Origin of the sequence: Bartonella koehlerae C-29 (assembly GCF_000706625.1) — a bacterium.
In the GTDB taxonomy this organism is placed as follows: domain Bacteria; phylum Pseudomonadota; class Alphaproteobacteria; order Rhizobiales; family Rhizobiaceae; genus Bartonella; species Bartonella koehlerae.
In genome coordinates this window covers 22806-42342 of record NZ_KL407334.1, presented here as the reverse complement: position 1 = coordinate 42342, position 19537 = coordinate 22806, and the positions used below count along the sequence as shown (strand labels likewise).

Below are 19537 nucleotides of genomic sequence, written 5' to 3'. Positions count from 1 at the left end.
GCATCTTAAGTTCTTTTTTTAATTTTATTGCCTTATCATTAATTGAAACAATCATTCTTTTTATTTGCTTTTCCAAAGATAATTAAGATTCTTTTGTATTAGCAACCATTTTATAAAATGACGTAAATATGTATTTTCGGCATATACTCTCCTCCTATTTTTATAGCCATTTTCTGAGATAAATCTGGATAAATAGCTATATTAATAAATCATATGCAGGAGAAAACTTTGTTTTTTTGTCTATAAAGGAGGGAAAAATTTTTGCCCTGAACATCAGCATTAGTAACTAAAAAATTAAAAATAACTATATTTTAAAAATTTAGTTGATCGACAGCAAGATGCACCGTACGTTGAGAAATAATAGCCTGAATAGCCTGACACGCGGGAATATTGGGGTCTCTTTCACGTTCATATTTAAGCTCTGGAGCAATACTAAGTGCTTAAAAAAAATCCTCGTGATGAATACGCAAGACCGTTCTATTAGCGGCTATTTGACGATCATATATGCTAATAAGATAGTAAGGTGTGTTATTCACAAAATGTAAATGTACTTCGGGTACTTGTTAAGAAATTGACGCGGCTTAAGTAAAATTTTTCACTCTTGGTGATGTTTTTACAGTTTTTAATCCGCCATTATAATGATTCTGTGAAAGGTTAATGAAGGAAAAGTGATTTTATTTTAATCAGAAATCAATTGTAAAATTGCCTTCTGTTTTTTAGGTTTGAGTTCTCTAAAATTTTTAAAAAGGAAGTATTCCTCTCTGTTTGAGGCGATTTCATCATGCTGGGTGGAGTGCTCTTGTTGTGTTAAGAGATCCGTATAAAAAAAGGCAATAGGAATATTCAATATATTAGCAATTTCCTTTAAACGCTCTGCGCTCACACGATTTAATCCTGTTTTATATTTTTGAATTTGTTGATGGCTTACCTTAAAGTGATCAGCTAATGTTTTTTGAGACATTTTCAGCATTTTTCTTCTAAAGCGAATTTTTTTGCCAACAAAAATGTCGTTATGAGGATTTTTTTCTTGATGAAGATTGCTAGTTTGCATTTGATCCCAGCCGGTTGCGAGTGCTCTCGCATTAGTATTCTGGGAGTCAAAATACTGAGTTCGAGTCAGTTTTTTTGCTTTTAGTGCTGAGAAGTACCTGGATATAGCAAAAAATCCCGGAATCCCGAGACATCCACAGAGTGGGTTCATTTTTACGCTAGGGTTTCGGGCTTTCAGTTCTCTGTTGGTTGTTGCGTATTCGACCAAACATTTTTAAAATCGTAAAGTAATTTCAGGGGATTTACAATAAAAATTAAGATAGCTTTTTTGAACGTACAATTTTTTAATGAGAGATGAGAGGCAGAGGGTGAGAAGTGGAGGGTGAAAATTGAACAGCTGTTAAGGTTACGTGGGTAAAACATCTCCTTCTTTCTTGACGCAAATCGTTTTTCTCCTAATGCATTCCTCATTTTTCTTGGAGATTCATTCTAATTCTTTTCCTCTGAGAGATTTTAGAGGCATAAACCCACCTTTTTGTGAGACCTTTAGAAATTCTCAGCATTTTTTATTTGCTAAAAGGGCAGAAAATTGGCACATTGTATTACAATTTAAACCACCGCTTAGTTGGCGAGAAGGAGAATTTTGTTGCAAAAATAAGAAAGAGTATGTTGTGAAAAGAAAGATATGAAAATCTCAATATTTAGTGAATGATGATTTTTGTCGTTCAGATGATTCTTCTATGGTTAGGCTGAATACGTTCTTTTGCTTCATGAAAAAGCCAGCACATGCTGAGATGCTTTGTTTTGAAATTCACTTTTAGCAGTCTCTCTGTTTCATTGTCCTTGTCTATAATCATATAGAGAACACAATATAATTGTGAATTGTAATAACTTGTAATGAATTGTGAATAATTAATATATTATCTCCATTTTTTAGCACAATTGTGCGATATGTTGCACGTTACATAAGAAAGGAGACTTTAGATGTTTGTTCCGTTTTTACTCGCTTTAAGTACAGCAATAACGACTGTGTATGGCAAAAAAAACATAAGTTACGCCTTATGGGCAATTCTCTTGGTTGTTATTCTTCTCACTTTTAATCATCATGCAACTTCTACTTTAAATCTGTCTTTTTGAGATAATAACCATGGAAAATGTTCAACAAAAAAATCATCATTTTATCATATTTATGAACACATTAGGATTATTAGGGCTTTCTGCTGTCCTGTTGGTGGCTTTCTATTATCAACTGGTGAAGTTTGAATTACCATGCCCTCTTTGTCTTCTTCAGCGCGTGGGGTTGATGCTGGCAGGATGTGGCTTCCTTCTCAATATCCATTATAAGGTTAAAAATACCCATTATGGTATGGTTATTCTTGGTTGTATGGTAACCAGTATTGTTGCTGCACGTCAGGTATTTTTACATATCACACCAGATGATCTTGGATATGGTTCAACGTTCTTTGGACTGCATTTTTATACTTGGGCATTTATTATTGCTGTGCTCTGTATTTTTGCAGTTGCTTTCCTCATGATTTTAAGTGAACTGTCGTACAAATTCAAAGTATTTGCTCCTTTCCCTTTACTCAGTAAAATGGCAAGTGCTCTCTTTGTGTTTTTAATTGCAGCAAACTTGGTTTCTACTGTGCTTGAATGTGGAGTTGGGCAGTGTGCCGATGATCCCGTAAGATATGAGCTGTTATCCTATTAGTTTTTTTCCTCTTCATTAAAGAGGTTTTTCAATAAATTTTCTATCTGTATATCTTGAATGTTATAACTAAAAAGGCGGCATTTTTAACTGTGCCGCTTCTTTTTTGCAAAAGCTTTTGAGAGCAAAGCTCTCCAGTTTTTGATCTTCTGGCAAGACTGCTTTGCTTTTGCAAAGGCGGTTGATTGGGTGCGTTTGATTGAAGTGGGCTCAATAATTTATCAGCTTATTTGATTAATTTTAAGAATTTTTTGCGTCAAACAGGAATGGTTGGTTACCAAAAGCTTTTAGTGGAGCGTGTCTATTTGTCGGTGGATTGTTTTTCGTGTTATAAATGATTGTCGGTTTTGTCGTGAGGCAGATTTTTTCTCTGTAGCGATCAGATATACATACGGATTTTCCCTGTTAAATAAGGGTCCGCATTTTGAGGGTTTTATGAGTGCAAAGCATGCTTAAACAATGTTGAGGAGGGGGATGATTGTTTAAATAATCATGTGCGTTACGCATTGGCAAAAGGATTTTTCTATTTATGCAATGTGGCATAATCATCCACATGCATAGCTTTGCGACTGTTAAGGATGGTGAAGTTTTTGCCAGGCATAAAGCAGGAAGTGTAGATTGAAATTATGGATGTAAAATAACGCAATTCTCCATGCGTCATTGATTAAAGCAGCCACGATTGTTTTGAATAAAAATGCAATAAATGGTAAATGAATGAGAAATTGCGGTGCTTGGGGGTAGGAGTGCACTTGCGAAAAGTGTTCAAGTATGCTTTTAACCTTATCCTTTGTTCTTCACTTCCACTATAATTTTACAGGGGCGCTCTATCAAAACAAGCTGTGCATCGTGATAAAGCAGTTGGAGATAAGGCTATGGATGTTATGCCCCACGGAAGACAGAGCAGATGTTAAGGGGTGAGATAAAGATTAAGAATAGGGTAAAACAAAGATGATATTCGTCTTGTTTTTTTTTGAAGACTCTTAAAGTTCTTAGTTGGATAATATGTCATCATAAACGGGGTTATAGAGTCTATATAATTATTTCTTTTAAAATAGCAAAAGTTTATGCATTGTATAATGGGGGTATGCTCCTCACGAAGAATAAAATGCTATTGTGTTGCCAATTCACGCGCTTGTTTTAAAGAAACATTTTTCAAGGCTCCTAAGCCTATTTCACGAAGGCGTTTGTGAAGGAGGTACTGTAAAAGCCATTGTTCACTATCGTTTTTACGCTTATGAAATTGGAAGATAGTTTTGTCATAACTCTTTGTCAGCTCAAAATGTTGCGATTGTCCTTGCATTGAGATGGTGGAGTATTTTTACCTCTTTTCTTGAAGAGTTTTTATTCACACGCCAGCCCCGCTTATGACATGCAAGTAAGTGATTTTAATCGATTGATTATAAAAGGATTTGAGATGAGAGAACCTTACGATATTCAGGGATCTTATTCAATAAGCAAAACGATGATTTATCATTATAAATCGATGTGTTGCATTACTTTAATGCGGGGGATAGTGTGCATTTTTATTGTGAAAATACTGGCTTTTAAAGAGAAAATATCAATATACTATAGCTTCTATTAAGTGCGTTCTCTGATCGATAAACTTAAAAACTTATCATCGTGTTTCATTTTATACTCTTTTATATTTTTCTGTAAATTCGTAAAAATGTAAAAACGTAAAGATAAAAAAAATAGGAAAATTGTGTATGATCTGTGTTTTTAAAAGTGTGATGTAAAGATGGGAAAGGGTGTGTGGGAGGATGGCTTTTTGAAGGGGAAATTGAAAAGTGAGGTGAAGAGGAGTTGCCGGTGAGGCCGTTTCCGGTAGGGAGAGAGGATGTTGGAGGGTGGTGTAGTGAGCGAGGTGAAAAAGTGGGCTAAAGGATGAGGAGGCGGCTGGTACTTGTAGGTTTGTGGGTTGGTTGTTGGTGAAGCGGCGTTGAAGGAGGTTGTTTCTGGTGGAATTGGATGCCGGTGGGGAAGTTGTTCGTTCGTAAAAAGTTTTGCATAATGCAGAGTTGAATGACATGTTAAAATTTACTTTTTTATCTTGCAATGAAAAGAAATAGGACTTTTCAAAATTAAATCATGAGAGTGGTTTTTGGTGGGGTAATTGTTCGTGGAAGTTTGCTTATAGGCTGAGAGCAAGCTGGAAAAGAAAGGAGTGGATGAGTGAATAAGAGGAGTACACTTTCATGTGTTTTCTTCTTATTTTAAGTGTTTTTCAAATGTATCCTAACGGTGTTTTTATCATAAGCTTACTTTACTATTTTTCGTGTAATCACAAAAACGATAAAACGTAAATCTGTAAAAATGGAAAACAGTGTGTATGATCTTCGTCCTCACAAATGTATTGTAAAGATGGGGCAAAGATTGTTCTAAAGAATGATATGGTGTGCCATTTGAAGGGAGAAATGAGAGGGATGTGAAGGGGAGTTATTGGTGTGATTGTGTCCGATGGAGAGAGAGTAGGCTGAAGGATGAGATGGGGAGTGGGGTGAAGGGCCGGATGACAAGGAGGATTGTGCGGTTTGCGATGAGGTTGTTGTTGGAAGGTTGGAGGATGATTGGTTATCAGTGAGGTGTGGTGACTATGGGGAGAGTAGAACGGAAAGAAGGAAAAAAGAGTAGGCTGGAGAGTGCGCTAAACGAGAAGTTTGGTCAGGTACGATGTCGGTGAGATAAAGAGTAAGAAGAGTGAAATTTGCCCTAAAGAATGCCTTGAGAGTGTAGTTCAACCTGCTAAAAGGATATGTACAGAGACTTGTTAAAGTTTTTTTGAGAGCGTCAGGGAACAAATATAACAAGAAAAACCTTTTCCTTTTTGTTGAATTTTTGTTCACAAAACCAAGAAAATAAGATATGAACGCTGAAAAATAATGCGCTGCTCAAAAACGCATCAGCTATCTATAAAGGAAATTATTATTTTATGTCAAAAGAAGAAGTTTTGGAATTTTCTGGTATCGTAACTGAACTCTTACCGAATGCGATGTTTCGCGTAAAACTGGAAAATGATCATGAAATTATTGCCCATACCGCTGGAAGAATGCGCAAAAATCGTATTCGTGTGTTAGCTGGTGATAAAATCATGGTTGAAATGACTCCATATGATCTAACAAAAGGCCGTATTATATATCGCTATAAGTAGCTCATCTGTGGTTGTTACTTTCTCTAAAAGCAGCAATAGTGTTCTCTAAAAGCCTTCGAGAGAAAAAAATTAAAAAGGCAAAAAAAATCATCTTGGAAATGCGTCATATGAGTGAGTGAAGAATATTAGAGGTCTCTCAACAAGAAAATCTGTGGTGCTAAAACGCATTGGCTGGTCGTTTAAGATTATTTTGAGGGGGTGAAAATGGAAGTCATAAGAAAAGCTTTCTTTAAAAAGTCTCGTTTGGGAGAAACCTCGTTAGAGGAAATACAGTTGGTGCTTGCTTCCGCTTCGCCGCGTCGTTTGGCGCTTTTAGCACAAATTGGTCTTGATCCCCATCAGGTTTATGCAACCAATATCAATGAAACACCAAAATTAAGAGAACATCCTGCAAACCTTGCAAAACGTTTGGCAAAGGAAAAAGCTCTTAAAGCGCAAGAAACTTTTCTGTGGCGCTATCAAAGCAGTGGAGGAAAAGCATCAGTGCAGAAAATGGTCATCTTGGCTGCTGATACTGTGGTTGCTGTTGGACGTACCATTCTTCCCTCACCAGAAAGTGAAGATGAGGCTTATGAATGTTTGCGCTTCCTTTCTGGACGTGCACACAAAGTCTATGGCGCTGTTTGTGCGCTGAATGAATGCGGAAAAATAACCGTAAAATTGGTCGAAAGTCGTGTCCGTTTTAAACGATTGACCTCTCCCATGATGGAGGCCTATCTTTATTCTGGAGAATGGCAAGGAAAAGCCGGTGGATACGCTATTCAGGGCAAAGCGGGTGCTTTTGTTGTCTATATCGCTGGCTCTTATTCCAATGTGGTGGGCTTGCCTTTGGCTGAAACAATGGATCTTCTGACGGCTTATCACTATCCACTTCTTCCGCATTGGAATGGAAAAACACACTAGAGAAATGGATTGACTGGCAAAACCAATGGAACAGAATAAGAAACAAATAGAACAGAGGAAGAAAAACGGAAAGAAGCAAACAAAACAAAAATTAAGCAAGGTACGCGAACAGATAAAAAAAATGCACCAAACGCAAACACAGCCGAATTTGACGCAAACAGAGATCTCTTCAATCCGTCCTCCCCATCCTTGTCCAATTTGTGGTCAGATGGCACAGCAAAACGCCTATCCTTTCTGTTCAACACGATGCCGGGCAATTGATCTAAACCGATGGCTTTCGGGGTCTTATATCTTGCCACCCCCGCCACAAAAAACTGATGAAGAAGAGTGAAAAGGCTGCATAGTCTTGAGAAGCATTAAAGATCTGGCTTTGGATTTTACAAGGATTGAGATGGTGAAGTTGGGCAAGATTGGTGTTTGAACGAAAAGAAAAGCAGCATTTTTGTTAGAGAAGGATTGGCTATTGGAACCGAGAGAATTGCACCTTGGGTACTAAGAAGGAGGTCGATTGGATGAATGATAGGGCAGGTGTTGCGTGTTTGAGGTCCGGAGCGCTTAAGTGTTTGAAGTTGAGAAAAAGCTCTACCTTCGAAAAAAACTGACGAAGAAGAGTAAAAAGAGTTGCGCAGTTTTGAGAAGCGTTGAAGATCTGGCTTTTGGTTGGGTAGAGCACGGGTGTTTGAAGTTGAGCAGGGCTGGGCATTAGGGTTGGGGGAATTGGTATTTTTGTTAGAGAAGGATTGGGTATTGGACCATGGGAGCCGGCACTAGGTAGCAAGAAGGAAGTCGATTGGATGAATGATAGAGCGGGTGTTGCGTGCTTGAAGTCCGGAGTGTTTAAGTATTTGAAGTTGAAAGAAAACCATATATTTGAAACCAAAAAGAAAATTGAGCCTTGAGAGTGGTATGTTAAAACAGAATATTGTCACTCTTTGTTATGAACAATACTCTCTTTTTTTCAATTGTTCTCTTTGCTATCATCTTTCTTGTACGGTTCTTTTTGTCGTTGTTTGTTTTTACTCTTGTTTCTTCTTTACTCGCGTGATTCCCCTCTTGCTATGGGGCTTGTGAGAACCCATATTTGTTTTAGCACTACAGCTATTTTCATGCTGCTTCGTTCGCGGTGTTTTGTAGGGGTAGGTCTGATCCTTGCGGATGCCTTGGGGAGTTAAAGTGCAGCGGTGGCGCAAGAAAGGAAAAAGAATGAATCTGGAAAAATATAGCGAACGTTTGCAAGGTTTTTTACAAACAGCACAAAATAAGGCTCTCTCTTCTGATCATCAACAATTTATGCCGGAGCATTTCCTCAAAGTATTGTTAGAGGATTCTCAAGGATTGGCCGCATCATTGATCCAAAAAGCTGGCGGTGATCTCTCTCTTATTCAAAAATCGCTTGAAGAAACGCTCGATGCTTTGCCAAAAGTACAAGGCGGAAATGGGCAGCTCTATCTCTCGCAGCCGTTGGCAAAAGTCTTCACTCTAGCAGAAGATCTCGCACACAAAGCCGGGGATCAGTTTGTAACCGTGGAGCGTGTTCTGCAAGCGCTTATCATGGAAAAAACTGCAAAAACAGCCGATATTCTCACAAAAGCAGGCTTGACTCCGCAAGCGCTCAATCAAGCCATTAATGCGCTGCGTAAAGGAAAAACGGCTACAAGCCCTCATGCCGAAAGCCAATATGATGCTTTGCAAAAATATGCTCGCGATCTTACCAAAGATGCACGGGAAGGAAAACTTGATCCTGTTATTGGACGTGAAGAAGAAATTCGTCGCACTATTCAGGTGCTTTCACGGCGTACCAAAAATAATCCTGTGCTCATTGGTGAACCAGGGGTGGGAAAAACGGCAATTGTTGAAGGGTTAGCGCTGCGTATTGTTAATGGCGATGTGCCAGAAACTTTGCGTGATAAACGACTCTATGCATTAGATATGGGAGCACTTATCGCTGGTGCAAAATATCGCGGCGAATTCGAAGAACGTCTTAAAGCTGTTTTGGCCGAGGTGCAAGTCGAAGATGGACAGATCATTCTCTTTATTGATGAATTGCATAATCTCGTTGGTGCTGGAAAATCTGATGGTCCTATGGATGCTTCCAATTTGCTAAAACCTGCTCTTGCGCGCGGAGAACTCCATTGTGTGGGGGCAACGACACTCGATGAATATCGCAAATATGTTGAAAAAGATGCCGCTCTTGCACGTCGCTTCCAACCCGTCTTTGTGCCTGAACCAACCCTTGAGGATACAATCTCTATCTTGCGCGGCATTAAAGAAAAATATGAACAGCATCATAAAGTGCGTTTGGCAGACAGCGCCTTAATCGCTGCGGCTCGTTTGTCTAACCGTTATATTACTGATCGTTTCTTGCCCGATAAAGCCATTGATCTTATCGATGAAGCGGCGGCACGGTTGCGCATGCAAGTCGATTCAAAGCCTGAAGAACTCGATGTACTTGATCGGAAAATCTTACAGTTGAAAATCGAACGTGAGGCTTTGAAAACTGATGTGGAGCCAACAGCAAAAGATCGTCTGAAAATCGTGCAAGCTGAACTTGAAACATTGGAACAACAGTCTACCGAGATGACAACTGCTTGGCAGGCTGAAAAACAAAAATTAGGACATGCTGCAGATCTGAAAAAACAGCTCGAAGAAGCACGCAATGCTTTGGCTATTGCACAGCGTGATGGACAATTCCAAAAAGCTGGAGAACTCGCTTATAGCGTCATTCCGCAGCTCGAAAAACAATTGAGCTTAGCTGAAAATGATGATCAGCAAAATCATCTCGTTGAAGAAACTGTTACCGCTGAACATGTGGCTCGGATTGTTTCTCGATGGACTGGAGTTCCTGTTGATCGTATGCTCGAGGCAGAACGAGAGGCACTCCTGCGTATGGAAGACGAAATTAGCACCCGTGTGGTTGGACAGGGTGAAGCTGTGCAAGCTGTTTCGCGTGCTGTACGGCGTGCACGTGCCGGTCTGCAAGACCCTAATCGCCCCATTGGCTCCTTTATGTTTCTTGGTCCTACCGGTGTGGGAAAAACTGAATTAACCAAAGCTCTTGCCGCTTTTCTTTTCCAAGACCCCAATGCCATGTTGCGCATCGATATGTCGGAATATATGGAGAAGCACGCCGGTGCACGACTGATTGGGGCACCGCCCGGATATGTCGGATATGAAGAAGGGGGAGTGCTTACTGAAGCTGTGAGGCGAAGACCTTATCAGGTCATTTTGTTCGATGAAATTGAAAAAGCGCATCCCGATATTTTTAATCTCTTGCTGCAAGTGCTTGATGAAGGGCGCTTGACCGATAGCCAGGGACGTACCGTCGATTTTCGTAATACTTTGCTGATTATGACTTCAAATTTGGGAGCGGAATTTTTAACCGCCTTGCCAGAAGGGCAAACGACCGATCAGGCAAAAAATGACGTCATGAATGTTGTAAAAGCAGCTTTCCGTCCCGAATTTCTTAATCGTATTGATGAGATCATTCTCTTTCAGAGATTACAACGTAAGGACATGGAAGCCATCGTTGATATCCAAATACAACATTTGCAAAATTTGCTCAATGAACGCAAAATAACTTTGCATATCGAACCAGAAGTCCGGCAATTCCTTGGCGATAAGGGTTATGATCCTCTCTATGGGGCGCGACCTCTCAAACGCATTATCCAAAGAGAAATTCAAGATCCACTGGCAGAAAACATTTTGTTCGGGAAAATTCACGATGAGATGATGGTGACAATTGCAAAAAAAGGAGAGCAGTTGACTTTTTTTCCTGAAAATTAAGACACTGTACGCCTTAGAAATAAGGAACATGGCAATGAAATAAGGATATGATAATGCGTTAAGACAATGCTGCATGAAGCAGAGAAAAAATAATAAAACATCAAAAAACTTGACAAGGTAAATCTGAACGCGTATCATAATGATACAATCAGCGTTCTTTGCTTTTGTAAAGCGGATGATAGAGTGGTGGTGACACTTCATTACGGGAGAAGCGGTTTGTAAACAAGATACTTTCTGTCTTTCGGTTACTTCCTAAGAGCTTTCTAGAGTCTGTGAGCTTTCAGCTCCTCTCATTTTCAGTGATCGTTTTCTGGATTATCATGACAGGCTTATTGTTATAAGTGGTTATTCATTTATAAATTCTTGAATTCTGTTCACTCAGTAGTCAGACTCTGTCGTATTCATCAGTTTTACTGTGTTATATAATCAATAAGTTTTCCGGTCGTTGAGAGATTTCTAAGAGATGTCTTTCTCTGAAAGAGGGTATGGCTTAGTGAGTCTTTACGTGATGATACATTTTTGGTAATCCTTTGCCGGATGGCTAAGGTTGGGGGAATGAGTGTAGATTTTTTTCGTTTTTTTTTATCAGAAAATTCTATTTTATTCTATCTCAGGTGGTTTCTCTTCTAAAGGTCATGATTCTTTTTCTCTTCTATTGCTGTTGTAGCTTTTATGTATTCTTTGTTGGAAACTATAAGGGAAGGTTTGCGCGTTTCTTTAGAGGATAAAGAGAGCTACGGTTATGAGAGAGAGAAGCTTATGATAAAAAGGCAAAAAAATTTTCGCTCAATTATCCGGTAAAGGATTACCAAAAATACATCATTACACAAAGCTTATCGAAGCTATCCGATTGGTCTCTGATCACAAATTTTTTGCGTGTAGTTGGTTGTTCTTAAAATTTCATTGCTGATTTTCATGCTGTTTTTCAAGATATAGGATTAGCTTTTCTTTAATTTGAAGGAACAAGATGATGGCAGAGAAACAGCTTCTTCCCTTACGCCGAAGAGGACGGTCAAAAAGTGCTTTGAATAAAACAACAAAGCGCTTTAATGAAGCCCTTCTTACAGCTGCTGAGCAAGCTGGATATCACTATGGTGAAGATGGGTTGGTGTCTTATCTTCAATATCATGCATTGAATAATCCTGTGCCTTTTTTTTCGCTTCTGGCTAAAGTGTTGCCTCTGCAAGTTACCGGAGAAGCGGGTAGAGATGTTAAAACAATTTCACGTGTTGAGATTGTGCCGGTGATCGCAAAAGATGCTCTCTCTGAGAAGAGTAAAGAGAGTGATACTTGAGGGGAGGAGTATTTGGCGTGATATTTGAAGATAGTAGAGTCTTGACACTGTAGTCTACGGGCATCGTCTCCTTTGGGGGCATGTTTTTTGAAGAGTGTTATGCTTGAGGATGAATGACAACTGCGCAAATTGCTCTTATTCCAAAGCTTATTTCTGTTTTTACTGGAAAAGCTGGTGTGTGTGCCTTATGAGGCTGTTTTTCGCTTCTTGTAAATTTTACCTGTGCAAGTTATGGGATGAAAAGGGAGGAGGTGTTAAGACTGTTTCACCTGTTGAGATTGTACTGGTGCGTGCAAAGGATGCAATCTCTGAGAAGAGTAAAGAGGGTGATGCTTGAGGGGAGGAGTATTTGGCATGATATTTGAAGATGGTAGAGTCTTGACACTGTAGTCTACGGGCACTCGTGTTTTTTGAGGGGCGTTATGCTTGAGGATGAATGACGACTGCGCAAATTGCTCTTATTCCAAAGCTTATACCTGTTTTTACCGGAAAAGCCGATGTGCGTGCTGCTTGGGGAGGACGGGGGTCTGGGAAAACACGCTCCTTTGCTTTGATGTCTGCCGTGATTGGATATCGGCATGGAAAGTCTGGAGAACAAGGGATTATACTCTGTGCACGACAATTTCAAAATTCACTCAGTGAAAGTTCCTTGGAAGAAATTAAACGGGCTATTAAAGCCTATCCTTTCCTGCAAGACTATTATGAAATCGGCGATAAATATATCAAGTCAAAAGATGGAAATATCGTCTATGTTTTTGCTGGACTTGATCGCAATATCGCAAGTATTAAATCCATGGGGCGTGTTTTCCTTTGCTGGGTCGATGAGGCAGAGCCTGTGACTGAGGCCGCTTGGCAAACGCTTATTCCAACTTTGCGCGAGGAAGGAAAAGATTGGAATGCCGAATTGTGGGTGACATGGAATCCTTGCCGTGAAAATGCACCCGTCGAAAAACGTTTCCGAAATGTCAATAATCCTCATATCAAAGGTGCTGAAATCACTTGGCGTGATAATCCTCAATTTCCCGAAAAACTTAATCGAGATCGCAAGGCGGATTTAGAACAACGGCCTGAATACTATAACCATATTTGGGAAGGGGAATATCTCCAAACTGTTGAAGGTGCTTATTATCAAAAAGTGCTGCTGGAAGCTGAACAGGAGGGGCGCATTACTACTGTTCCTCGTGATCCCTTGATGCAGATCAGAATCTTTTGGGATATCGGTGGAACAGGAGCAAAGGCTGATGCCACCGCTTTATGGGTAGCACAATTTGTAGGACGAGAAATCCGTGTCCTCGATTATTATGAAGCCCAAGGACAACCACTCTCTGAGCATGTTGGCTGGGTGTTTCAAAGAGGATATGACAAGGCATTGATGGTCTTGCCCCATGATGGGGCAACGAAAGATCGTGTCTATAATGTGAGTTTTGAAAGTGCTCTCCAACAAGCTGGGTTTCAAACTAAGGTTATTCCTAATCAAGGTGTGGGGGCTGTGAAAATGCGTATCGAAGCCGTAAGGCGATTGTTTCCTGCTATATGGTTTAACCGTGAAACAACACATGCTGGGCGAAAAGCACTCGCTTGGTATCATGAAAAACGGGACGAACAGCGTAATATCGGACTGGGTGCTGAACATGATTGGGCAAGCCATGGTGCTGATAGTTTCGGACTCATGTGTGTGGCTTATGAACAGCCAAATATACGGCTGAAAAAAAGTGTTTATCATTCTTATCACCATTCTCAAACTTCATGGATGGCTTTTTAATGAATATTTTTACAGACTCTTTTGATCCACTAGAGACGCTTGAACACCAAGCACTCTTCAAAAAACTCGTCAGCTGGTATCAGGACGATATTGCACATGTCGAGCAATGGCGAAAAAATGCCCAAGAAGACTACGATTTTTATAATGGACGCCAATGGAATGAGCAAGATCTTGCCGTGTTGCGCGAACAAAACAGACCGGTCATGACTTTTAACCGCATTGCTCCTTTGATCAATGCTGTGATTGGTGCAGAGCGTAATAATAAACGACAAGTGCAATTTATTCCACGTCAAGAAGGGGCTGCCTTTGCCAACCAGATTCTCACTGGAGCAGCCGAATGGTTTCGTGATGAAGCTGACGGAGAGTACGAGGATTCTGATGCCTTTCAAGATGCTATCATTTGCGGAATGGGGTGGACAGATACCAGGCTTGATTATGAAGAGGATCCGCAAGGAAAACCTGTGATTGCACGATTGGACCCAATGAAAATGGTCTGGGATGCAAGTGCTGTAAAGCCCAATCTAGTTGATGCACAGCGTCTATGGTATATTGATGAAAAACCGCTGGCAATGGCTCAGGAAATGTTTCCTCATGTCCATTGGAGTGATCTCAATGCTGATTGGGTCAAACATCAGACATTTTTTCATCAAACTAGCGTTATTAATACGCAAAGCTATCGTGTAGATGTGGAGGAGGTGGGTAGCTATCAACGTCCTAAAATGGTCACATTAGCTGAATGCCGCTGGTTCGAGCGTGAGATTGTTTATAAAGTCCTCGATCCTTTAAGTGGAAAATTTATCGATTATTCGGAGCAGGATTTCCAAAATTTGTTCGAAAATTTTCCTGGACTCCAAGCGACAAGATTGACGAAAAAAATTGTCAAACGTGCTTTTTTGGGTCGAAAACTGCTTGAAGCACCAGATAAACCTTTGGTGCCACCAAATCAATTGGGGTGGGAGTGTATTACCGGCACTTTTGATAAGTTGAGCCGGCAATTTTATGGGATTGTCAAACCAACAAAAGATCCGCAACGCTGGGCAAATAAATATTTTAGTCAAGTGATGCATTTGCTTAATAGTCAGTCAAAAGGCGGAATTATGGCTGAACGCGATGCTTTTGATGATGATCGCCAAGCCACAGAGAGTTGGGCAAGAGCCGATAGCATTACTTGGCTAAAAAGTGGGGCTGTTTCTGGGGGAAGAATCCAGCCTAAGCCTGTTGCACAATTCCCACAAGGCTTCTTTCAGTTGTTTAATGAAGCAAAAGGCGCGATCGAACAAGTGACCGGATTGTCTTCTGAATTTGTCGGAACGCGGGCGGTAAACCAACCAGGAATTCTTGAACAACAACGTCGCCAATCTTCACTCAATTTGTTAGCTTCTTTTTTTGATGGTTTGCGGCGATATCGGCAACGACAGGGAAAAATTATTCTCTATCTTATTCAAAACTATCTTTCCGATGGGCGATTGGTGCGTATTGCTGGTGATGAAAATGCTAGGTATGTGCCGTTAACACGCGAAATGATCACCAGTTTGGAATATGATATTGTGGTTGATGATGCTCCAACAAGTCTCAATGAAAAAGAGCGGACATTTGCTATTATTATACAATTGCTGCCTTTGATGCAAAGTTTTACAACGCCAGATATTATGCTCGATCTTTTGCGTTATTCACCTTTGCCCGCATCACTCATCCATAAAATTGCACTCAAAGTACAAAAGCAGAGTTTAGAGGAACAAAGTGCTTCATTGCAAAATAGTACTGAGGCTTTAGGAGGGTTTAGCGGTCATGCCGGTGTGGAGCAGCTGATGCAATCCATTTTGCAGAAGACACATAAAAAGTGAAATGGCTTTGTGTTTAGGATGCCTAATTTTTTGCATACTTTTCTTTTGTCCGCATCGGCTTTTCAACAAAATTGCACTTAAAACGCATAAGTAGAGTTTAGAGAGGAAAAGTTCTCCATTGTATGGCAGGCGTTGAGGAGAGTTTAGCAGAGAGGCTAGTGGAGAGCTTAACGGTAATGTGGAGCAGTTGATGCAATCCATTTTGTAGAAGGCAAAGGCGCAAAGGTAAATGGCTTTATGTTCAGGATGCCTAATCTTCAGCGTTCTTTTCTTTTGTCCGCATCACTCATCCATAAGATTATACTCAGAATACAAAACAGAGCTTAGTGAGGCAAAGTGCTCCATTACATGACATGCTGGAGAGCAGCTCAGTAGTAGAAGAACTTAGTGGTGGAGCTAGTGGAGAGTATAACATTGCGGTGTGAATAAAGGGGAGGCGCTGGTAATGTTGGAGGCAGCCTTAGTGGTCATGCAGGGGAAAAGCAGTTGGTAGACCATTTTGTAGAAGGCGCATGTGTAAAGGTAAACGACTTCATTTGAAAAAATATTATTTTATTGTCTGAAAAAGAGAAGGCCAACAATATGGATCAAGAACATTTAAACCCAGCAGAACAAAACCAATTGAAAAAGGGTTCTCTTTCAGGAGCCCAACAGGGAGAAGATAGTGAAATTGGAGCGGGAGAAAAAGCAAAAACTTTCGAAGAAAATTTCCAAGGGCACCGAAATGTACATCAACAACAGCGATCATTGCAAGTAGATTCACAGTCACAAGATGTTCAAAAGGTGCTAGAAGTTGATGTTCCACCAGACCCGCAAAAAGATTTTATGGGTTATATACAATGGTTGGGAAAAACACTCTACAAACAAGGGGCGTTGCTCTCTGAACAACCACCTGTTATGAGCCCTGACTCAGAACAGTTGCATGCTTTCTATCAGAAATCTGTTGCTGCTGTTAAACAAAAGCATCATGATTTTGATCAAGCTGCTGACTTTATTTATGATACGCGGGCTAAGCAGTTGGCAGCTTTCTCTTCGCTCTATCCTGAAATGGCTGACCCAAATATCGTGGATGCAGTGATTGGTAATGAATTGAAACAGATCTTGCACGATTGTGCGAAAAAAAATCAAAATCCTGCCGAAGTGATTTACGCTATCGCGCAAAAAATTGGTTACACAAATTCTCCAAATACCATTGGTGAAAATTTTCAGGAAAGGCAAAATTCTGCACGCACACTTGCTGCCTATAACGGTTTGACGCCAAAAGAACCCATTTCTTTGGATATGCTCGACAAAATGTCGGAGACAGAATTTAATCATTGGATTGCTGATCCAAAAAACAAAGCTGTTTTTAATCGCTTAATGGGTGGTGGAGAATTCTAAAAGCCATGAATGCATGGTGGGGAAATTCTCGAAGTAGATTGTTTGGAGGCGTGAAGTGGTTGTGTAGGGCTTGAGGCGGTTGCGTGAGGGATTGGAGGCGATATGTGCCGGGCCTTTTGAGACGTCTGCCTAGGAACTCTTGAGGCAAACCTATGGGAGTTGAGGTGGCTCGTGCAATGAGAAAATTGCTCAAAGGGGGAGGCAAAGATAATCAATAAAAATCATACAAAACACCTAATAACTGATCCACTCTCTGAAAAGGAGAAATGTGGAATGTTAACAACCGGCACTTTGCCGACTTTTTTATGTCAATAAACTTTTAGAGGATAAAATGACTGTAACTTACATCGGACTTAATGACCCAATGGCAGTGCGCACGTGGTCTAAACTCTTGAACCAGGAAGTCTCAAAAGCAATCCCTATTGCACCTTTGATTGGGAATGATTCAAATAGTATCGTACAATTAAAAGATGAAACCACCAAAGCAAGTGGTGATGCCATTAGTTTTAATTTGCGCGTACAGCTGCTTGGCGATGGGGTGAGTGAAGGGCAGGCGCTTGAAGGCAATGAAGAAGCCCTCCAATTTCTCAGTGATCGCTTGGCAATTAATGAACTTGTTCATGCGGTGCGTGTCAAAAATGAAGGTACCATCGATCAGCAACGTATCTTGCACGATTTGCGTACTGAAGCCAAAAATGGGTTGGTTGATTGGTATGCTGATCGTTTAAGTTTGATGTTCTTTATTCAAGTTTGCGGCTATACTGCAAAAGCCATTAATTTTGAAGGACGTACTATTGCTCTTAAACCTGTCCATTATGGGTTTAATGCACCAACTGCACCAACCGATAAACGCGTCGTGCGCCCTAATGGAAAAACAAAAGATGAAGATTTGAAACAAACCGATGTCTTTGATCTTAAACTGATCGATCAAGCTGTTGAACGAGCTAAGTTGGCAAATCCAAAAATTAGACCTGTCCGCGTCGAGGGGGAAAATGTTTATGTGCTTTATCTGCACCCAACGCAGGTGACACAATTGCGAACAAATACAGAAGCCGGTCAGTGGCTTGATATTACCAAGGCAATCTATAGTGGGAGCCGCCTTAAAAACCCTCTCTATGATGGATCACTTGGGATGTATAATGGCGTCGTCTTGCGTGAGGCTGAGCATGTTACCGAAGGTGTTGAATCAAGTGCAACAAATAAAGCTGTACCAAATGTGCGCCGTGCTGTTCTTTTGGGTGCACAAAGTGCTGTCATCGCTTTTGGAAAAGATCGCGGCGCTACACGCTATAAATTGGTAGAAGAGTTGTTCGATTATGAACGAGAGTTCGGTGTTGCAGCAAAAACCATTATCGGTATGAAAAAAACTTGCTTCACCTTGCCAGGAAGTACACAAGGGGCACAAGATTTTGGTACCATCGTGATCCCAACTTATGGAGCACCCGCTTAAAGGATATTCGAATGCTTCTTCCCAACAGAATATCTTGTTGGGGGGAGCGGCTCCAAGTATTGGCTTTAGAGCTTGTCAGAGAACAACCAAAGAGCCTAGAATTTTGGTAGTATCGTGATGCCAATTTATGGAGCACTTCCTTTAAGAGCTGCTTAAAAGTTATAGGAATCCTTCTTCTTAACAGAAGATGCTGCTAGGGAGGAGAAATTTCTAGAGGAGAGAAGGTGTTCGAATTTCTGTACGCGCGTGATTTGAGCTTCTGGAGTGCTTACTTTAAAAGCTGTTTGAAAAGCTTGCGAATTTTTTCTCTCACAAGAATACATTTTTTGTAGGAAAGATACTTAAAATGCTTCACACGCAAAAGGATTATCATTGCCCATGACCGTTTCATCCATTGATCCAAATCATCTCAATCTTATACATTCAGACCATTCTCACACTTTTGCCTTTATGGTCGCACTTATTCAAGATGAAATTGATGATACAACAGCTGAATATTCCGTTCAAATTCAAGATTCAATTTTTAATGCTTTGCGTTTGTGTGAACGAGAACCCTTTTTCTTTAATGAAAAAAGGGAGGTGATATTCAAAACGCAATGTGAAAAAACATGGTATGGGCAGGAAGAGGGCGTTTTTATTCAATCAAAAAGGTCTCTTGAAACCGTCTTTTTAGGAGCACATGCTGCAACACAAATACAATTACTTTTTAAATCCGTTGAAGTGTTGCAACAACAATATGGATTAAAACCTCCACAAGGAATGCCTCTCTTTTATACATACCTTGATCAAAAAATAGGGCTTTTTCCAACACCCAAAGAGGTTGAGACCGTGCGTCTTTCTTATGCTTCTATCCGTTTTGGAGATGAACAGGTGATGGAGGACGATAATCCTTGGTTGATTTATGCATTTGATCTTATTAAAGCACGTGCAAAATACGAACTCTACAAAAATATCCTTAAAGATCCTGAATATGCTTCTTCTTCTTTTAGAGACTTTCAAGAACAGCTCCAAGCTTTGCGATTTGAAACATCGCGTCGAAAAGGCTCTTCAAATATTCTTCCAATGCGGTTTTAGAGGCTCTTTACTCTATCATTGATGATTGGCGTTGGTCGCTGGTGGCTGATGACTGGTGTTAATTGCTGGTGTGTTGACATTTATGTCATTTTACTCGTGAATATATCAATGTGTTTGCGTTTGCTCTCTATAATCTAAGTTTTATGCTTTTGTTACAGAGTCTTATCTTATAGAACTTTTGTGGTTAAAATAAAAAAGCTT

Annotated in this window: 13 protein-coding genes; 12 read left to right on the top strand and 1 reads right to left on the bottom strand. The window is 40.3% G+C overall.

The genetic code is table 11. The annotated features are described in order from the left end of the window. Positions 1-679 precede the first annotated feature (679 nt). Complete coding sequence (locus O9A_RS00200) at positions 680-1051, bottom strand: helix-turn-helix domain-containing protein (protein ID WP_034460129.1); 372 nt, start codon at positions 1049-1051, stop codon at positions 680-682. Between the two features lie 923 nt (positions 1052-1974). On the opposite strand from O9A_RS00200, the gene O9A_RS07860 reads away from it, so the two are divergent. The 12 genes from O9A_RS07860 to O9A_RS00130 all read left to right on the top strand — a co-directional run bounded on the left by O9A_RS07860 (position 1975) and on the right by O9A_RS00130 (position 19336). Next, positions 1975-2127 carry a DUF5993 family protein gene (locus O9A_RS07860; RefSeq protein ID WP_034457642.1) on the top strand — a complete coding sequence of 51 codons (153 nt, stop codon included), beginning with the start codon at positions 1975-1977 and terminating at the stop codon, positions 2125-2127. A gap of 10 nt (positions 2128-2137) precedes the next feature. After that, entirely contained in the window at positions 2138-2701 is a 564-nt protein-coding gene (locus O9A_RS00190; RefSeq protein WP_034457640.1) for a disulfide bond formation protein B, read from the top strand. A gap of 2926 nt (positions 2702-5627) precedes the next feature. Further along, the gene (gene infA / locus O9A_RS00175) at positions 5628-5846 is read left to right on the top strand and encodes a translation initiation factor IF-1 (protein ID WP_004856585.1); all 219 of its coding nucleotides are present in this window, start codon (positions 5628-5630) and stop codon (positions 5844-5846) included. Positions 5847-6050: 204 nt separating this feature from the next. Beyond that, positions 6051-6749, top strand: a complete 699-nt coding sequence (locus O9A_RS00170; RefSeq protein WP_034457634.1) for a Maf family nucleotide pyrophosphatase — start codon at positions 6051-6053, stop codon at positions 6747-6749. A gap of 25 nt (positions 6750-6774) precedes the next feature. After that, a complete protein-coding gene (gene yacG, locus O9A_RS00165; RefSeq protein WP_034457631.1) occupies positions 6775-7080 on the top strand; it encodes a DNA gyrase inhibitor YacG in 306 nt (101 codons plus the stop codon). An 872-nt stretch (positions 7081-7952) separates the two neighbouring features. Further along, entirely contained in the window at positions 7953-10532 is a 2580-nt protein-coding gene (clpB, locus tag O9A_RS00160; protein ID WP_034460126.1) for an ATP-dependent chaperone ClpB, read from the top strand. Between the two features lie 970 nt (positions 10533-11502). Beyond that, positions 11503-11826, top strand: a complete 324-nt coding sequence (locus tag O9A_RS00155; RefSeq protein ID WP_034457629.1) for a hypothetical protein — start codon at positions 11503-11505, stop codon at positions 11824-11826. A 436-nt stretch (positions 11827-12262) separates the two neighbouring features. Beyond that, positions 12263-13588, top strand: coding sequence for a PBSX family phage terminase large subunit (locus tag O9A_RS00150; protein WP_034457626.1), 1326 nt, complete (start codon positions 12263-12265; stop codon positions 13586-13588). After that, positions 13588-15432 carry a portal protein gene (locus tag O9A_RS00145; RefSeq protein WP_034460122.1) on the top strand — a complete coding sequence of 615 codons (1845 nt, stop codon included), beginning with the start codon at positions 13588-13590 and terminating at the stop codon, positions 15430-15432. Before O9A_RS00150 ends, O9A_RS00145 begins: the two co-directional genes overlap by 1 nt. Positions 15433-16014: 582 nt before the next feature. Then, a complete protein-coding gene (locus O9A_RS00140; protein WP_034457623.1) occupies positions 16015-16812 on the top strand; it encodes a hypothetical protein in 798 nt (265 codons plus the stop codon). 331 nt (positions 16813-17143) lie between these two features. After that, a complete protein-coding gene (locus O9A_RS00135; protein WP_034457620.1) occupies positions 17144-18262 on the top strand; it encodes a N4-gp56 family major capsid protein in 1119 nt (372 codons plus the stop codon). Between the two features lie 378 nt (positions 18263-18640). After that, the gene (locus O9A_RS00130) at positions 18641-19336 is read left to right on the top strand and encodes a hypothetical protein (RefSeq protein ID WP_034457618.1); all 696 of its coding nucleotides are present in this window, start codon (positions 18641-18643) and stop codon (positions 19334-19336) included. The last annotated feature ends 201 nt before the right edge of the window (positions 19337-19537 follow it).

Coding starts and splice junctions, on each gene's coding strand:
- O9A_RS00200 (WP_034460129.1), bottom strand. CDS start 1,051: ATGCAAACTAGCAATCTTCATCAAGAAAAAAATCCTCATAACGACATT.
- O9A_RS00150 (WP_034457626.1), top strand. CDS start 12,263: ATGACGACTGCGCAAATTGCTCTTATTCCAAAGCTTATACCTGTTTTT.
- clpB (WP_034460126.1), top strand. CDS start 7,953: ATGAATCTGGAAAAATATAGCGAACGTTTGCAAGGTTTTTTACAAACA.
- infA (WP_004856585.1), top strand. CDS start 5,628: ATGTCAAAAGAAGAAGTTTTGGAATTTTCTGGTATCGTAACTGAACTC.
- O9A_RS00190 (WP_034457640.1), top strand. CDS start 2,138: ATGGAAAATGTTCAACAAAAAAATCATCATTTTATCATATTTATGAAC.
- O9A_RS00170 (WP_034457634.1), top strand. CDS start 6,051: ATGGAAGTCATAAGAAAAGCTTTCTTTAAAAAGTCTCGTTTGGGAGAA.
- O9A_RS00140 (WP_034457623.1), top strand. CDS start 16,015: ATGGATCAAGAACATTTAAACCCAGCAGAACAAAACCAATTGAAAAAG.
- O9A_RS00135 (WP_034457620.1), top strand. CDS start 17,144: ATGACTGTAACTTACATCGGACTTAATGACCCAATGGCAGTGCGCACG.
- O9A_RS00145 (WP_034460122.1), top strand. CDS start 13,588: ATGAATATTTTTACAGACTCTTTTGATCCACTAGAGACGCTTGAACAC.
- yacG (WP_034457631.1), top strand. CDS start 6,775: ATGGAACAGAATAAGAAACAAATAGAACAGAGGAAGAAAAACGGAAAG.
- O9A_RS00155 (WP_034457629.1), top strand. CDS start 11,503: ATGGCAGAGAAACAGCTTCTTCCCTTACGCCGAAGAGGACGGTCAAAA.
- O9A_RS07860 (WP_034457642.1), top strand. CDS start 1,975: ATGTTTGTTCCGTTTTTACTCGCTTTAAGTACAGCAATAACGACTGTG.
- O9A_RS00130 (WP_034457618.1), top strand. CDS start 18,641: ATGACCGTTTCATCCATTGATCCAAATCATCTCAATCTTATACATTCA.